The following is a 17,044-nucleotide window of genomic DNA, read 5'->3' as shown; positions in this document are numbered from 1 at the left end:
GGCTCTTATAACACGGGCCAGCTTGGGCACCGCCAACTGATAGCTTGGATGTAATTCCATTCTTCTCGCTACACCAGTTGCTCTATCTGTACAATTTTAAAACACGCCCTAGGAACGCCTTTATCCCCATCGCAATAAATCTCACCAAGTGTGAATTGTGCATCAACAAGGCCATTCCAAGCTGCTTTTTCATACCAGTGAAGCGCGCCTGTAATATCTTTTGGAATACCGTCGGCCCCTTCAAATAGCCACGTTCCAACCAAATCTTGGGCCTTTGCATCACCACGAAGTGCAGCCTGCTTCCACCATCGCAGTCCTTCGAGTTCATCTTTTTCCACGCCGTCACCACGTATGTAACACCATCCAAGCTCAACTTGGGCAGTAACAACACCGCGCTCAGCGTATTTGCGATAAACTTCCATCGCAGCGATCTCATCCTTGGCTCCTGCTAGTCCGAAGCTATGAGCTTGCGCGATAAGTCGGATTGCTTCGGACGATCCCTGATCAGCTGCTTTTTCGAGCCAATAAATACCGAGCTTTGGATTTTTCTCAGCGTTCGTCCCAAGGAGATAGTTGCGCCCTAGATTCAAAGCTTCATCAGCGGTATTTGCTGTATCGCGATTAAGCGCGATGAAAATGCCGATGCTGAAAACAAGGCAGCTGACGCACCACCACCAAAATTTGCTTGGAATGCGATCTACAAGACTGGTAACTGAACTAGTTGTCCACTGGTTAGGCGGTGGTTTCGCTGGGCAAGTCGCGTTTCTCTTGGGCGCTTGATGTGGTTTTTGAGGCGGCGATGGGTTTGGCCTTTGAGGTGGACGGGGATTGGGTCTGTGAGGGGCTGCTTGACGTGGCGGTGTCGGCTGCGGGTTGTTGGGTTGGGCTGCTCGTGAGATGAGTGCAAATGCTTCGTTGATCTGGTAGGTGCGATCTTGGGCTTTCAGGCGCAAGCTCTCGTTACCAACAAACCGATCTGGATGCCAAACCATCAACTGCTCACGATACGCAGTCTTGAGCTGGGCTTCAGTATAGGGCTGAGCCAGTTCGAGAATGCGAAGGGCATCGGAGAGAGTCATGTCAGTTCATTGAACAGTTCTCACATGACTCATGAACAGCTTAGATTATACGTCCAGCAATCATCACCAATGATACTCCTGCAGCGCCCTCACCTGCACCTCGCTGCCTTGCAGTGACTTGATCGCCTTGAGCGCGGCATCGGCACCACGGAGCGTGGTCATGATGGGGATGCGGTTTTGCATCGTGGCGGTGCGGATTTTGACTTCATCCTCACGGGTGTTCTTTCCGGAGGGCGTGTTGATGACGAGGGCCATGTCCTTGTTTTTCATCAGGTCGATGACGTTGGGGCGCTGGCCGCTGGCGAGTTTGGGGAGGATGTTGACCGGGATGCCGGCGTCGCTGATGACCTGGCCGGTGCCGGGGGTGGCGTAGAGGGTGAAGCCGAGGTCGGCGTAGCCTTTGGCGATGCGGGCGACGTTTTGCTTGTCGGCTTCCTTCACGCTGATGAAGACGTTGCCCTTCGTTGGCAGGGTGCCGCCGGCGGCCATCTGGCTCTTCGCGAAGGCGAGGCCGAGGTCGGGGTCGATGCCCATGACCTCGCCGGTGCTCTTCATTTCGGGGCCGAGGATGATGTCCACGCCGGGGAACTTGCTGAAGGGGAAGACGGCCTCTTTGACGCTGTAGTGCGTGGGGATGACTTCCTGGGTGAAGCCGAGTTCTTTGAGCGTTTTGCCGGCCATGATCTTGGCGGCGAGCTTCGGCAGCGGGACGCCGATGGCCTTGCTGACGAAGGGCGCGGTGCGGCTGGCACGCGGGTTGACCTCGATGACGTAGAGGTCATCGCCTTTGACGGCGAGCTGCATGTTCATCAAACCGCGGACGTTGAGGGCTTTCGCGAGCTTTTTGGCGGCGTCGCGGATGCGGTCCTGCATGGCGGGCGTGAGGCTGAAGGGCGGGATGACGCAGGCGCTGTCGCCCGAGTGGATGCCGGCCTCCTCGATGTGCTCCATGATGGCACCGATGACGGTGGTCTCGCCGTCGGTGATGCAGTCCACATCGACCTCGGTGGCGTCTTCGAGGAAGCGGTCGATGAGCAGCGGCTTGTCAGCGGAGAGCGTGGGCTTGTTCGCGATGAGCGAGGCTCCGGCCTGGCTGGCGCCTTCCAGCTCGAGGTTCGTGCGCATGTAGTGCGCGAGTTCGTTGTCGTTATAGACGATCTGCATGGCGCGACCGCCGAGCACGAAGCTGGGGCGCACGAGGCTGGGGTAGCCGATCTTGGCGGTGACGGCCAAGGCTTCCTCCAGGCTGGTGGCGATGCCGCTGGGGGCCTGGTTCAAACCGAGATCGTCGAGCAGCTTGGCGAAGAGTTTGCGGTCTTCGGCGAGTTCGATGCTCTTCGGCGAGGTGCCGATGATGCGGACGCCGTTTTCTTCGAGGCCTTTGGCGAGATTGAGAGGCGTCTGGCCACCGAACTGCACGATGACGCCGAGCACCTGGTCGTTGCGGTTTTCGCGGTCGTAGATGTTGAGCACGTCTTCGAGCGTGAGGGGCTCAAAGTAGAGCTTGTCGGAGGTGTCGTAGTCGGTGGAGACGGTCTCGGGGTTGGAATTGACCATGATGGTCTCAAAGCCGAGCTCGCGCAGGGCGAAGCTGGCATGGACGCAGCAGTAGTCGAATTCGATGCCCTGGCCGATGCGGTTCGGGCCGCCGCCGAGGATGATGACCTTTTTCTTGTCGCCATCGCGCACCTCGTCCTCGATGCCGTAGGTGCTGTAGTAGTAAGGCGTGTAAGCCTCGAACTCCGCCGCGCAGGTGTCCACGAGGCGGTAGGTGGGGAGAACATGTGATTTCTTTCGAATGTCACGCACCCAGCTTTCGGCTTTGCCAGTTGCCGTGGCGATCTGCCTATCAGAAAAGCCAAGCTTCTTCCAACGCTTGAATGCAGCTTGCAGGCTCGAACCAGCATCAACAACAGTTCTGCCAGATCCATTCAAAAGGTCATGGGCGTCATCCAATGTCGTTTGCTTCCCGAGACTAAGCATTCGCTGTTCCTTCACAATCTCCTCAATCTGCCTCAAGAACCACCGGTCGATCTTCGTCAGGGCGAAGACCTTCTCCACGTCCCAACCCTTCGCGAAGGCGGCGCCGAGCCAGAAGATGCGCTCGGCGTTCGGCACGCTGAGCTTGGTTTCGAGTTCCTCGTCTTCGAGCTGCTTGTCCGCGCCGTCGCCGATGAGGCCGAAGCGCTTGATCTCCAGGCCGCGCAGGGCTTTTTGAAGGCTCTCTTTGAAGGTGCGGCCGATGGCCATGACCTCGCCGACGGATTTCATCTGCGTGGTGAGCACCTCGTTGGCACCCGGGAACTTCTCAAAGGTGAAGCGCGGCACCTTCGTCACGACGTAGTCGATGGTCGGCTCAAAGGCGGCGGGCGTGTGGCGCGTGATGTCGTTTTTCAGCTCGTCGAGCGTGTAGCCGACGGCGAGCTTTGCGGCGATCTTCGCAATCGGGAAGCCGGTGGCCTTCGACGCGAGCGCGGAGCTGCGGCTGACGCGCGGATTCATCTCGATGACGATCATGCGGCCCGTGTCCGGATGCACGGCGAACTGGATGTTCGATCCGCCGGTCTCCACGCCAATCTCGCGGATGCACGCGAAGCTGAAGTCGCGCATGATTTGATACTCGCGATCCGTGAGCGTCTGGATCGGCGCGACGGTGATCGAGTCGCCGGTGTGCACGCCCATGGGGTCGAGGTTTTCGATGGAGCAGATGATGACGCAGTTGTCCGCCTTGTCGCGGATGACCTCCATTTCGAACTCCTTCCAGCCCAGCAACGACTCCTCGATGAGCACCTCGCTCACCGGCGAGAGGTCCAGGCCGCGTGCGGTGATGCTCTCAAACTCCTCGCGGTTGTAGGCGATGCCGCCGCCGGTGCCGCCGAGCGTGTAGGCCGGGCGGATGATGAGCGGCAACGTGCCGATCTCGTCGGCGATCTTGCGCGCCTCGTCCATCGTGTGCGCCACGCCAGACTGCGGCAGGTCGAGCCCGATCTTGAGCATGGCGTTTTTGAAAAGCAGACGGTCCTCGCCCTTCTCGATGGCCTCCGGCTTCGCGCCGATCATGCGCACGCCATGTTTTTCCAGCGTGCCCGCCCGATGCAGCGACATCGCGGTATTCAGCGCCGTCTGGCCGCCGAGCGTGGGCAGGAGCACATCCGGCTTTTCCTTGATGATGATCTTCTCCACCATCTCCGGCGTGATCGGCTCGATGTAAGTGCGGAAGGCGAACTCCGGATCGGTCATGATCGTGGCCGGATTGGAGTTGATGAGCACCACCTCATAGCCTTCCTCGCGCAGGGCCTTGCAGGCCTGGACGCCGGAGTAGTCGAACTCACAGCCCTGGCCGATGACGATGGGGCCGGAACCGATGACGAGAATGCGTTTGATGGAGGTGTCTTTGGGCATGGGGGAGGGGGAAATGACGAAACCAGAATGAGGAATGACGAATGTCGGGGAGAAAGCGTATGATTTGGGCGCTTTCGGGGGCCGTTTCGGTGTGAATCACCTGAATGCGGGGCCGGAAAGCGCGGCATCTTGCACGGTCTGCGGGGGGCGTCAAATGCGGGGGTTGATTTGGTGGTGATCCGCCGGAAAAATCGGGGCATTCCTCGAAAAAACATGCCTGCCACGACCATCGCGCTCGGATTCGGCCATCTGCCGCAGGATCATGCTAAAAACACGGAACTGGACGTGCACCTGCACCTGGATCATCCGGCCACGCCGATCTCCATGGGGGAGCGCAGCGGCCCGCAATCGACCGGCTCGGGCTACACACTGCAACAGGCCACGGAATACCGCATGGAGGAGCATCTGCGTGCCTGTGGTTGCGACTGGCTGCGCCAGGTGGCGGCGGAGGAGCGGCTGAGCGGGCGGATTTTCACACCGGAGGAGATTTTGGTACGCAAACCGGCCACCATCGCGGTTTCTCCGCCCCCAGCGAGGCTTCCTAACAAACAGCCGCCCGCCGGTGCGCTGGAAAAAATCCGCCGGGCCATCGCGGCGCAGGATTTCGAGGAGATCGAAGGTCTGCGGGATGTTTTGAATGATGAGCTCGTGCGCGAGATCGCGGCTGAGTGGCGCGCAAATCTGCCGTGGGGTGTGAAGGATGCCTATGCGGCGCTGCTGATGGACCAGACGGCGGACTGCGTGCAGGCGCTGTATCAGGACGCGCTGCGTTCACCGACGGTGGAATCACGCGCCTACGCAGTCTGCGTGCTGACGCGGGATTTCAGCCGCTTTGACGCGATGCTGGTGGACGGCGGCCTGGACGAGGCGCGGGTGGACGCGCAGGTGGCGGCATTCAATTCGCGGAAACCTTGAGGCCGATGTCCTTGTAGGCGGCGACGAGTTCCTGCGCAATCTGCGAGTAACCGCGGCTGTCGAGCAGGAGGTCGATGTGCTTGAAGGGGGCGGTCTCAGGTTTCATGTCCGGCGGCGGGAAGTTGGTGGGGTATTGAAAACGGCCGTCCGGGAAGCGCTTCACACGTGGATCGGCGAAGAAGGCGCGCAGAGCCTCGGTCTCGCCATGCACGGCATCCATGAAGCGGAGGAAGCGGTGCCCTTTTTTGCCCTCCGGGCCGTCGAGATGGCAAAAGAAGTAAAGAACGAGCACGGAGCGGAAGTAGAGCTCGCCCATGGCGCGGTTGTTGGTGTCAGCGATGCCGTCCCAGGTGGAGCGGTTCATGGTCATGTGCGTCTCGAGGTTGCCGATGTCGAGCGCGTAGCCCCGCTTTTGCATTTCCTGGGCGTGGTCACGAATGCCTGTCTTGTGGGCGTCGGTGCGAAACTTCCCGGCATTGTAGGGCAGCATCTCGGTGTACTCGGCGGCGCCTTCGATGACCCACTTGGGGAGGAAGGGCAGGTAATCGTGCATCATCTGATGCGTGATCTCGTGGATGAGCGTGCCGCCGTCGTAGCTGTCGTTCTTGAAGTAAGTCTTGCCGCGCATCTCCAGGCCGATGCTGGGGAAGGGCACCTTGAAGATCTTGTCTCCGCTGGAGTAAACGCCGCCTGAATTCTCCGGGCCGCCGGCGGCGATGTAGTCGCCCCGTGTCTCATACAAAGCGGCCTGATAACGCTCCAAGCCTTCCGGCGGGCGGCAGACGACCCCCCAGGGCAGGGTGGTGACGAGCGCGCGCGTGGCCTCGAAGGTGCGGGCCACTTCCTTCATCACACTGCCCGCAAGCTTGGCCTGGGAGGTGAACTCGAATGCCTCCGAGCGATACACAAAGCGCCTTGCGGGCGCGGATTCCTCGACAGGCTGGATTTCGACGGCCCGCGAGGAGACAAGCACGTTGTCCGGCCAGACTCGCTTTTCGACGGGGAGCCGGTTCAAGGAGGCGGCTGAATCTGCCGGAGCAGTTCCCTGGGCTGTCGCAGGCGGGGCGGGGGTCGCGGGCGTCTTCGCCAGGCTTTTCACAAAGGCCTGGTCCTCGGCGCTGAAGCGTGCGAGCGGGATTTTGTGCTCGCTGCCGTCCGCCATGCGCAGCGTGACGCTGTCCGCGGCGGCGCTGACAAAGGAGGCCTGGATGATGCGGCCCTGCACATCCTTCCATGGGCGCAAGCCGGTCTGCCCGGCGGAAACGCACGGAAAAAGCAGGAGCATGAGCGCGAGAAGAACGTGGTGGGTCGGCTTCATGCGCGTGTGCATATCATGAAGGGAAAAAATAGGCAAGACGGCTGTGTGTTTCATGCCAGAATCAGGCGAGCGGACCGCTGAACTGCCGCCGCTCATTTTTGATCATGTCCTCTTCAGTCCTGCTGCATGTCTTCAACCGCTATCTCTACCGCGGTGGCGAGGAACTCATCGTGGACAAGATCCACGACGACCTCTCCACGCGGCACGCCGTGACGTGGTGCCGGTTTGAGAGCGCGGAGTGGACCGGGGAGAACGCGCCGCCCAAATGGCGGCAGGCGGCGCGGCTGTTTTACAACCGCGAGGCACGCACGCGTTTTGAGTCCGCGCTCGACTCCAGCGGTGCTCAAGCTGCGGTGTTTCACAACATCCATCCGGTGGGCTCGGCCGCGCTTTACCACGCCGCTTTGAAGCGAAAGCTGCCGGTGATCCAGTTTTTGCACAACTGGCGCCCGTTTTCCGTGGGCGGGGCGTTGCACGTCGGTGGAAAACTGACGCCGGACGCGCTTTACGGCAGCCACTGGAAGGAGATCCGCGGCGGGACGTGGCAGGACTCCGTGGTGAAGAGCGCGCTATTCGCCCTGATGCTGCTGCTGCTGCGCCAGAGCGGGTGGCTTCAAAGCGTGAAAGCCTGGATCGCCGTCTCCGACTTCATGCGTGAGAAAATCGTCTCCTCAGGCGCTCTTCCGGCCTCGCGCGTCCACACGCTGCGGCATGCCTGGAACGCGCTGCCGCAGGCTCCCGCGGTCGAGGACGCGGGGTATTATCTCTTCCTCGGCCGGCTCGTCGAAACGAAGGGCATCCACACGCTGCTGGACACCTGGGACGCCCTGCGCGCGCAGCTCGGCGACCGCACGCCGCTGCTGCACATCGCGGGCGAGGGGCCGCTGGATCACGCGGTGCAACAACGCGTGCGCACGAATCCCTACATCGGGTTCCTCGGCCACATCGGCGGGGAGACAAAACGCGAGGCAATACGTCGCTGCCGGGCGATGATCGTGCCCTCGACATGGTGGGAGCCGCTCGGGCTTGTGGTTTACGAGGCGTATGATTACTCCAAGCCGGTGCTCGCGGCAAAATCCGGTGGATTGATCGAGATCGTGCAGCATGGCGTCACCGGTCTGCAGCATGAACCCGGCGATGTGCCCGGCCTTGTTCGTGATGTGCTCGAAATGGAGGCCACTCCCGCCACCGCCCGCCTCGTCATGGGCCGCGCGGGACGTCAATGGCTTCTGCGGGAGGCAAGCACGCAGGCGTGGCTTCAACGCTTCGAGGAAATCCTCGGCTCCGCTCTCAATGCATGATCGTCACCCGCGCGCCGACGGGCGCATGCTGGTAGATCGTCTGCGCCATGTCACGCGGCAGGCGGATGCAGCCATGGGAAGCCGGTGAGCCGGGATTCGGGATCGGCCCCGCGTGTAAGCCAACGCCATAGCCGGTGATGCGCATCCAGTAGGGCATCTGCGCGCCGACAAACCGGCCCCCGGGAGGAATTCGGGACACACCCGCGGTCGCATTGCTATTCACCACGTTGCCATGACGATCGAACACCATGCCGTAGCGGTTCGAGCGCTTGTCCACGATCTTTTCCATGATGCGGAACGTGCCGGTCGGCGTGGCAAAGCCGCTGCGTCCCGTCGCCACATAGGTCCACCCGACATTCTGGCCGTTTTTGAAGAGGTAGGCCTTCTGCTCGCTGAGGTCGATGTTCACGCTGAGCGGTCCCTGCGTGCCCCCGCCATGCCAGACATACATGGGCGACTGCGAGGCAAAAGGAGGCATTACCAGCAGCGGACGGCGCACTACCTCGGAACGTGAAGCCCAGAGCGGCAACCGCGGCAGCTCGCACTGGCAGAGCAGCAACGCACTTAAAACAGCGAGGGAGAAGCGACTGGTTTTCATGGCGAGTGCGATTTTAGGAGCATCTTCCGCGCCCGTGCAACCCATCAGCTAGAACCGGTGCAGGACCTTTATTTTCACTGGTTTCGTTGATTCCAGTAAATCTTAACATTCTTGCTGCGACGGCCCGCTCCGATGACTTCTAAGTCACGATCATTATCAAGGTCCGCGCAAACCGCGTCCTCGCAGGCCATGCCGCCATCGTCGATGAACGAGTTCTGCCAGCCGTTGCCATCCTCCTTCGTCGTCCAGAACAGTTTCACCGCCACTTTGCCGATCTTTTGCTGCGCACGCCAGCCGACGACGATCTGGCGGTTGTTCAGGCCGAGCAGATCATGCGTGGCGATGGCATGGCCATCCACCAGCTCGCTCGTGAGCACACGACGCTGCCATGTTCCATTCTTCGGACCGTCCGGCGGAGGCGTGTAAAGAACCAGATTCTCGCCGTGCATCGGTTCGATCGTCACCACATACGGCTGACCGCCCGCAAACGCGCCGTAGCGCACCTCGCCCGCGCCTTGCAGTTCGGGATTGTCCTTCGGATGCCGGGCGATCCACTGCTCCTTCCAGCCGTTGTCGGTTTGATCCAGCCGCACCACGCCCTCGCGGCCGCAGAGCAGGAGGCTCTCTGCCTCGGTGCCCGGCGCGGGGATGATGTCGAGGTTGTGCGTCTTGTGCATCGTGCCCTGCACCAGCGACGTGTTCCATTCCTTGCGCGGATCCTCCGGCATGTGGTAGGCCAGCACGCGCACACCGGCGCCCTCGGCGTTCTTGTCATTGCCGCGTCCGTGTAGCGGCACGACGACCAAGTCGTAACGGCCGGCGCGATTGCGCACCCACTTCATGCGGTGTGTCGTCGGCTCATGGGCCAGCTTCACCGGCTCCCACTTCTGCGTGCGATCCGCCGGCGGGATCAGATAAAACACCGCGCCGCTGCCCACTGTGTCGCCAGGATTCCATTCCGCGCCCACGGCGATCTCGCACTTGCCATCACCGTCGATGTCACGCGCCGCGATGCATACATGATCCTTCTCCGTCAGCTTTTCCGCGATGACATGCTTCTTCCACGTCGGATTCTCATACCAGACGATCACGTTGCTGTCGGCCAGCAGGATGTCCGTCTGTTTGTCACCGTTCACATCCGCAACGGCCAAGCCATAGCCAATGCCGACCTCGCCATCGATGGTCTGCTCTTTAAAATTCGGTGTCTGCGCCTGCGCGACGGCGGCGGCCAGAAGAAGGGAAATCAGCGTGATTTTCATGCGGCGGGGAGCCTAGGCGAAGCTGCCTCTGCGAAGCAAGCTCTCAAATCGGTTATGCGTTCAGGGAGATCGGAGAAAGTGCCAGGCCAGTCACATGACTCTTAACACTTAACTCCTAACCTCTAACTCCTACACCTTCCGCCGCCACCGCATCCCCAGCGCCACGCTCCATTGATACTTCCGCGCATGCTCGCGGATCAGGAAGGGCATGTCGCAGGTCTTCGAGAGGTCAAAATGCGGCTCCAACAGCGACGTGAGCCATTCCCGTGTTGAACCCTGCGGCCAATGGCCGCGTGGCGTGAATTCTTCCAGCCAGGTGCATGGCGTCGTCAGCAAAAGCTGCCCGCCAGGACGCACGAGGCTTGGCAGACGCTCGATCAGCTTCAGCGGATCGGTCAATCTGCAGAGCAAGTTCGCCGCGTGCACGATGTCGAATTCGCCAAGGTCGCCGCGCAGATTCATCGCGTCGCCTTGCTCGAAGAGCACTCGATCCCGCTGCAGATTCTCCGGCACGCGTGCCACCAGCGCTGTTTTCGCGCTGCCTTCATCCACGCGCTCGTAATTCATGCTGCCATCTCGTGCCAGCGCCGCTGCTGCATCGACAAAACTCTGCGAGTAATCAATGCCCAGCACGCTCACACCGAAATTCGCCAGCTCAAAGCTCGAGCGACCCACCGCGCAACCGAGATCCAGCGCCACGGCTTCGCAAGGTGTGCGCGGCAGATCGATCAACTCCATCACCGTGCGCACCGGAAACCCCAGCGCCTCACGCGGCCCGTTTTCCCAAGGCAGCACTTCGTAAGGCGTGCCGTAGTGAAAAAGGAGGTATTCGTCGAGAAGACGCCGGGTTTCGTAGATGTTCATCAGGCAGGCCTCTTATTCAGCCGCCAGCGCATCCAGCAAGTATTTCGACGGCTGGAAGTGCTCGTTGAGGACGGTGACCTTGCCATCGCGGCACATGCGGGTCTGCTTGATGTCGAAGTTCGGCGTCTTGTGCGGCGCGAAGAGGATGTCGTCGTGCGTGGCGTTTTGATGACGCTTGAACTTCTGCGGCGTGATGTGGCCGCCGAGATGGTCGTCGCGACCGGTGGCGAGGTGGCAGGTGCCGAGCACTTTTTCATCTTGGATGTCCGCGCCGGACACCGGCAGCACCTGCGTGCCAAAACCGAGCTCGCCGAGCACGCCGGTCATCGGATCGTCGGCGAGCTTGGCGTTGTGCTCGTCAATCGTGCTTTGTTTGCCTGCGATAAGCTCCGCCTTGATGATTCGTCCGCCAGTGACGGTGAGTTTGCCGAGCGTGCCGTCCTCGTATTTGAGCGGGAAGGTGCCTTCCGCGCCGGTAGGCACGAAGTACACTTCACCCGCAGGCAGATTCGCGATGTCCGGCGTGTCGCCCTGGCAGAGGCCGTGGCTCTTCTGCGCCTCCTGGCGGTTCAATTCGAGGCGCACGCTCATGTCGGGGCCGTTTTCGACCGTGAAGTCGATCTCCACCCAGTCCGCGCGTGTCATGGCGAGGCGCAGCTTTTCCGCGTCGCGGCTCACATCCTCATAATCGACCGCGAGGCCGGAGTTCAGGATGACCTCGTTCACACCGTGCAGCGTGGCGCCGCGGAAGCCGTATTGCTTCGCAAAGGCCGTCAGCGGCGCGGTGGCGCTGAAGGTGGAGATGCACAGGATGATGTCGTAATTCGGATAGATGTCCTTTTCGAGACTGAGTTCCTTGCCGCTCATATCGACGCAGAGGTCGGGCAGATCGAGATTGCTGCCCGTGGTCTGCGTGTAGGCATACATTTCACCGCCTTCGAGCACGAGCTCCTCGGCGACACCATTTTTGAGGCCCTGGTAGAAATAATCGTGCGCCCGCTTCTGGATCGCACGCGCTGGATTTTTCAGGAAGGCATAGTCCTTCGCCTCCGCGAGGTCCGGCAGGTCGATCAAGATGCAGATCTTGCGGCCGAAGGTCGGTTTGAACACCGTGCCGAGAAGGCGCGAGAGATCGAACTTGGGAAACTGGCGGCCTTTGGCCGAGGACTGAATGGTTGGCATTGGGGCGGCGATCATAGGCATTGAGGGGATGTCTGGCAAATACGGCCTGGATACTTTCACGGATTCATTTTCCGCGTGAGTTAACACAGCTCATGCATGTGACGTGTCCGTTGCATCAAGAAGGCGAAAAGCCGCGGAAGCATCCTCTCTCAGGATTACTTCTGGAAATGCGACGGCGCGAACCGGAGTATGAAGCTCATGTCCCAGCCCAACGACATCCGCCGCGTGGTCATCGCCAGCTTCATCGGCACCACGATCGAGTGGTATGACTTTTTCCTCTACGGCACGGCCTCGGCGCTTGTGTTTAACAAACTGTTCTTCCCGAACTTCGATCCGCTGGCAGGAACGATGGCGGCCTTCGCGACTTACGCGGTCGGATTCTTCGCACGACCGGTCGGCGGCATCGTGTTCGGCCATTTCGGCGACAAGATCGGCCGCAAGTCCATGCTGGTGACCACGCTCATGCTCATGGGTGTGGCGACGGTGTTGATCGGCCTGTTGCCGACGTATTCGCAGATCGGTGTCTGGGCTCCGATCCTGCTCGTGCTGCTGCGTTTCATCCAGGGTTTCGGTGTCGGCGGTGAATGGGGCGGCGCGGTGCTGATGGCCGTCGAGCATGGCGCTCAGGGCCGACGTGGCTTTTATGCGAGCTGGGTGCAGGCCGGTGTGCCGGTGGGGCTGCTGCTGGCAAACGCGGTCTTCATGCTTGCCTCGTCGATGAATGAGCAGGCGTTCCTCTCCTGGGGCTGGCGCGTTCCCTTCCTGCTCGGCGTCATGCTGCTGGGAGTCGGCATGTTCATCCGCCTGAAGATCATCGAGAGTCCCGTCTTCACGCAGGCCAAAGCCGAGGACGCAGGCCCGAAGGTGCCAATCCTCGCCGTGCTGCGAGATCATCCGCGCAATGTGCTGCTCGCCATGGGCGCGCGCTTTGCGGAGAACGCGTTCTTTTACATCTTCACCGTCCTCGTGCTCAGCTACGGCTCGCAGCAGCTTGGCATGTCGAAGTCCACATTGCTGAACGCGGTGCTCATCGGCTCCGCGGTCCAATTGATCGTCATTCCCTGGTTCGGCGCGCTCTCGGATCGTTTTGGCAGGCGTCCGGTCTATCTTGGCGGGGCATTCTTCCTGATGCTGTTCGCGTTTCCGTTCTTTTGGATGGTCGAATCGCGCCAAACCGTGCTCGTCGTGCTGGCGGTGGTGATCGGGCTGATCGGCCACGCGGCGATGTATGGCCCGCAGGCGGCGTTCTTTTCCGAGTTGTTCGGCACCCGCGTGCGCTACAGCGGCGCGTCGCTCGGTTACCAACTCGCCTCGCCGCTCGCCGGCGGTCTCGCACCGCTCATCGCCACCGCGCTGCTGGATCAAACGGGAGGCAGACCGTGGCCGGTGGCGGTTTATCTGATCGTGATGGCGGTGATCACGCTCATCTCGGTGTGGCTCGCGGAGGAGACGAGTCGCAAGGCGTTGCAATGACGAAACCAGAATGATGAATGACGAAGCTCGAAGGTCCGAAGCGATTCATCCAGCCATTCGGGCTTGATTCATCATTCGCCATTCTGGTTTCGTCATTCCGAGCAGCCGCCGTCCTTTTCGGCCCAAAACCTGTCCGCGGTGCTTTGACGAAGCATTTGCACTTCCACGTCTTCCGTCTTCCTTGCACGCCCTACCATGAACGAAGCCTTCCCAGACATTCAGAAAATCCAGTTCGAAGGACCGAAGAGCCGCAACCCGCTCGCCTTCAAGCACTACAACGCCGACGAAATCGTGGGCGGCAAAAAAATGCGCGATCACCTGCGCTTCGGCGTCGCCTACTGGCACGCCATGCGCAACTCGCTCTCCGATCCCTTTGGCGGCGGCACCGCGCAGCGCCCGTGGGACGACGGCAGCGACTCCGTCGCGAACGCCCAGCGCCGCGTGTGGGCCTGCTTCGAGTTCATGGACAAGCTCGGCGTCGATTACTACTGCTGGCACGACCGCGATGTCGCTCCTGAGCTGCCCACGCTCGCCGAAAGCAACAAGGCCTTCGACGCCGTCGCCGACGAGCTCGAAAAAGCGCAGAAGCAGACTGGCAAAAAGCTCCTCTGGGGCACTGCCTGCCTCTTCGCCCACTCACGTTACTGCCAGGGCGCGGCCACCAGCCCGAACGCCGGCGTCTTCGCGTATGCCGCCGCGCAGGTGAAGAAGGCCATGGACGTTACGCATCGCCTCGGCGGTGAAGGCTACACCTTCTGGGGTGGTCGTGAAGGCTACGCCACGCTTTGGAACACCAACATGAAGCGCGAGCTCGACCACCTCGCCCGCCTGCTGCACATGGCCGTCGATTACAAGAAGAAGATCGGCTTCAAAGGCCAGTTCTACATCGAGCCGAAGCCGCGTGAACCCTCCACGCACCAGTACGACTCCGACGCCGCCGCCTGCTTGAACTTCCTGCGCGAGCACAACCTGCTCGACCACTTCAAGCTCAACCTTGAGACCAACCACGCCACCCTCGCCGGCCACAGCATGCGGCATGAGATGCAGGTCGCCATCGCCGCGAACGCGCTCGGCTCCGTCGATGCGAACACTGGCGACACCCTCATCGGCTGGGACACCGACCAGTTCCCGACGAACATCTATCTCACCACCGAGATCATGCTCGAAGTCCTGCGCATGGGCGGCCTCACCACTGGCGGCCTCAACTTCGACGCCAAGTGCCGTCGTGAATCCTTCGAGCCCGTCGATCTCTTCCACGCCCACATCGGCGGCATGGACGCCTTCGCCCGCGGCCTCAAGGTCGCTCACGCGATGATCGAAGACGGTCGTATCAACAGCTTCATCAAGCAGCGCTACGCCACCTACGACACCGGCATCGGCGCGAAGATCGAGAAAGGCGAAGTCGGTTTCGCCGAACTTGAAGCCCACGTCCTCGCCAACGGCGAGCCTCTTCTCGGCAGCGGTCGTCAGGAGATGCTGGAAAACCTGGTGAACGAGTACCTCTGAGCCACAGCGCACCCGACAACGGGGAAACCCGGCTGCTTGGGTTGAATTCAAATCCACACGCGAGGCGGTCGGCAACGACCGCCTCGTTTATTGGGAGACGGACAAGAATGGCACCCGGCTAAGCCGTAACGACGAAGCAGGTGAAGGCTCGCGTCAGCGTCCTGGAGTAGCGGCGGCCCTCCACCGCTTTCGAGCATCCCCAAGCTTGCGGAAAGCTCCAGAGGGCTGGAGCACTCCAAGACGCTGACGCGGGAGTGACGACTTAGCGACGTCGCCTGGCCGTTTTCCGGGCGGAAAACTCCGTTAATGCGCCGGAATGATCCGTTCATCCGCCTGAATTGGCCGTTTAACCAGCGGTCAAACCCATTGATTCGGCGGAAGAATCGATTGTTTCAGCCGAAGAACGGTGAAAACCGGCGAAAGAATGGATTCATCCGGCGACAAAACAGATGATTCCGGTGAAAAGACCCGTTCTTCGGCAGGAAAATTGGCTTACTGAGGTGATGAAACGGCTTCTTCCGCCGAAAGAACGGTGTTTTCCGCCGAAGAAAGGCGCAAATCGGCAGGAAAATGGCCAGGAATGGACCCTCATGTCGCTCCAACAGGCTGGGATTCGGCGGAAACGGGCGTGGAATCGGCGCTGGCGGGCGGCGCTTCCACCTGAGCGGGGTGGGGAAGGGTGCAGCGGTAGAGACTGCCGTTCCGGCCCGTCCGCGCTTCGGCGATGACGACCTTTCCCTTTCGGATCATGCGATTGAGGAAGGTCTTCACCGTGCTGGTCTCGGGGAAGTTCCGCGTGACCTTGTACACCGCCCGCTTGAAGTCCTGCGGGGCAAAACCGCCCTCTGGCATTTGCACCAGGCACTCCAGGAGGATCTCGTCACGCGACTTCCGCTTCTCCGCCGGAGCCAGCGCCTGAATCGGTGCCCCGGACGCTGACATGGCAGCCGCGCTCACATTCACCGCTACCGGCCTGGCTGTCAGCAGCGGCCGATGCTCCTCCAGCAGCGCCCGCACCTTGCGCACCATCTCCAGGTCCGCGACCAACTTGGCCTCCAGCCGCGCCAGAGCATCCGGGGATAAATCAGAAACCGTCATGGAAAAAGGTGATCCGTTAATCGAATGGCGTCAAACGGAAGGTTTTTCGTTTCGGGCCGAATGTCTCAGTCTCAGGAGATTGGCATGTGCTATCTGCCAGGCATCTGACCTTTAACGACCCAAACTCAGTGATGCCAAACGCGGACATTGCAAACCACGATACCCTGCCGAGTTGGCGGTAGCGCAGGTGGGCCACCTTCAGGGTTACGGGCTGCTAATCTGATCCATTGAGTTGTCCCGTAGATGAATCGTAGGATAACCAGTGGTGCGAAACCTCATTTTTGCGTGGTTTAAGGCCGTCTTTGGTTAGATCAAACAAATTCCAGGTGAGCAGCTTGGCACCATCTGCTTCCTTCTCCCGTATTATGGCTTTCATCGCCTCGAGGTAAGCAGGGCCACCGTCAGGAAAAACAAGCATGGCCTCACGATGCGGAATCGAAACGATGAGCTTCTCAGACCCAAGCGCCTTTGAGAGTGCTGCGTAAAGACCGGTCCAAGTGGAACTCGCGGCTGCCGCCCAGTGACCTCCAAACAGCGCAAAGGGTTTTCCTTGCGGGCCGCTGGCGAACAGGCTGCTATGCACCTTCTGTTCTTTGATCAGTGCAGCCAGATTGGAGTCTGCCTGCTTCTGGGCTTGCTCGGGCGTCAGCCCGAGTTTTTTCAGATCGTCTGGCAAAACATTCTGAACTAAGCCATCAAGATCATGAACTAACACGATGGAGAGATCATGCCCGAGTGTTCTGGTGATTCCGTCCGGCTGTGTCGGGCCGTGCTGAAGATACTCTTTCGGCACAACATACGGGTAGATCAACTCAGCATGAGGAGTCACCTTCGGCGCAGGTGCGGATAGGGGCGCCGCAGCAGCCGCAGTCGTTGAGAAGATGGCGAGGAGGCGCTTGAACATGGATTCTTGGGCTAACGATTAAGCTCTGGCACGGGAGGGGTGGCGCAGAGCATGAAAGGAGTGGGTGATATTCAAACTGCGATGGACTTTGATACGACAATACGCGCCCTACCGTTGTCCAGCAGCGCCATTGTTCGCCCTTGGA

General features: G+C 60.6%; 13 protein-coding genes. 4 read left to right on the top strand and 9 right to left on the bottom strand.

Annotation, left to right across the window (positions count from 1 at the left end):
- Positions 1 to 68 precede the first annotated feature (68 nt).
- The gene (locus ACILSE_RS21710) at positions 69 to 1,079 is read right to left on the bottom strand and encodes a hypothetical protein (protein WP_395719542.1); all 1,011 of its coding nucleotides are present in this window, start codon (positions 1,077 to 1,079) and stop codon (positions 69 to 71) included.
- Positions 1,080 to 1,142: 63 nt separating this feature from the next.
- Positions 1,143 to 4,481 (bottom strand): carbamoyl-phosphate synthase large subunit, encoded by a 3,339-nt coding sequence (gene carB / locus ACILSE_RS21705; protein WP_395719541.1) that lies wholly within the window; start codon positions 4,479 to 4,481, stop codon positions 1,143 to 1,145.
- Positions 4,482 to 4,694: 213 nt separating this feature from the next.
- Here carB and ACILSE_RS21700 point away from each other — a divergent pair, with 213 nt between their 5' ends.
- A complete protein-coding gene (locus ACILSE_RS21700; RefSeq protein ID WP_395719540.1) occupies positions 4,695 to 5,396 on the top strand; it encodes a hypothetical protein in 702 nt (233 codons plus the stop codon).
- Here ACILSE_RS21700 and ACILSE_RS21695 read toward each other — a convergent pair.
- Entirely contained in the window at positions 5,377 to 6,714 is a 1,338-nt protein-coding gene (locus ACILSE_RS21695) for a hypothetical protein (RefSeq protein ID WP_395719539.1), read from the bottom strand. The genes ACILSE_RS21700 and ACILSE_RS21695 overlap by 20 nt on opposite strands.
- Before the next feature lie 104 nt (positions 6,715 to 6,818).
- On the opposite strand from ACILSE_RS21695, the gene ACILSE_RS21690 reads away from it, so the two are divergent.
- Positions 6,819 to 8,015, top strand: a complete 1,197-nt coding sequence (locus tag ACILSE_RS21690; protein WP_395719538.1) for a glycosyltransferase family 4 protein — start codon at positions 6,819 to 6,821, stop codon at positions 8,013 to 8,015.
- Here the strand turns inward: ACILSE_RS21690 and ACILSE_RS21685 are convergent.
- The 4 genes from ACILSE_RS21685 to ACILSE_RS21670 all read right to left on the bottom strand — a co-directional run bounded on the left by ACILSE_RS21685 (position 8,005) and on the right by ACILSE_RS21670 (position 11,918).
- Positions 8,005 to 8,613, bottom strand: a complete 609-nt coding sequence (locus ACILSE_RS21685; RefSeq protein ID WP_395719537.1) for a L,D-transpeptidase — start codon at positions 8,611 to 8,613, stop codon at positions 8,005 to 8,007. The two genes, ACILSE_RS21690 and ACILSE_RS21685, sit on opposite strands and share 11 nt — an antisense overlap.
- Before the next feature lie 74 nt (positions 8,614 to 8,687).
- A complete protein-coding gene (locus ACILSE_RS21680) occupies positions 8,688 to 9,872 on the bottom strand; it encodes an FG-GAP repeat domain-containing protein (protein ID WP_395719536.1) in 1,185 nt (394 codons plus the stop codon).
- Positions 9,873 to 10,001: 129 nt separating this feature from the next.
- Positions 10,002 to 10,736, bottom strand: coding sequence for a putative 4-mercaptohistidine N1-methyltransferase (locus tag ACILSE_RS21675; RefSeq protein ID WP_395719535.1), 735 nt, complete (start codon positions 10,734 to 10,736; stop codon positions 10,002 to 10,004).
- A gap of 12 nt (positions 10,737 to 10,748) precedes the next feature.
- Positions 10,749 to 11,918, bottom strand: a complete 1,170-nt coding sequence (locus ACILSE_RS21670) for a hypothetical protein (RefSeq protein ID WP_395719534.1) — start codon at positions 11,916 to 11,918, stop codon at positions 10,749 to 10,751.
- A gap of 198 nt (positions 11,919 to 12,116) precedes the next feature.
- On the opposite strand from ACILSE_RS21670, the gene ACILSE_RS21665 reads away from it, so the two are divergent.
- On the top strand, positions 12,117 to 13,391 hold the full coding sequence (locus ACILSE_RS21665; RefSeq protein WP_395719533.1) for an MFS transporter: 1,275 nt from the start codon (positions 12,117 to 12,119) through the stop codon (positions 13,389 to 13,391).
- Positions 13,392 to 13,586: 195 nt separating this feature from the next.
- Complete coding sequence (gene xylA, locus ACILSE_RS21660; RefSeq protein ID WP_395719532.1) at positions 13,587 to 14,897, top strand: xylose isomerase; 1,311 nt, start codon at positions 13,587 to 13,589, stop codon at positions 14,895 to 14,897.
- Between the two features lie 588 nt (positions 14,898 to 15,485).
- Here xylA and ACILSE_RS21655 read toward each other — a convergent pair.
- A complete protein-coding gene (locus ACILSE_RS21655; RefSeq protein WP_395719531.1) occupies positions 15,486 to 15,995 on the bottom strand; it encodes a hypothetical protein in 510 nt (169 codons plus the stop codon).
- 214 nt (positions 15,996 to 16,209) lie between these two features.
- Positions 16,210 to 16,899 carry a hypothetical protein gene (locus ACILSE_RS21650; protein ID WP_395719530.1) on the bottom strand — a complete coding sequence of 230 codons (690 nt, stop codon included), beginning with the start codon at positions 16,897 to 16,899 and terminating at the stop codon, positions 16,210 to 16,212.
- Positions 16,900 to 17,044 lie beyond the last annotated feature (145 nt).

It is taken from the genome of Prosthecobacter sp., assembly GCF_044236155.1.
Classification (GTDB): domain Bacteria; phylum Verrucomicrobiota; class Verrucomicrobiia; order Verrucomicrobiales; family Verrucomicrobiaceae; genus Prosthecobacter.
The sequence above is the reverse complement of the archived record's forward strand: the minus strand, read 5'-3'. Positions and strand labels throughout refer to the sequence as shown.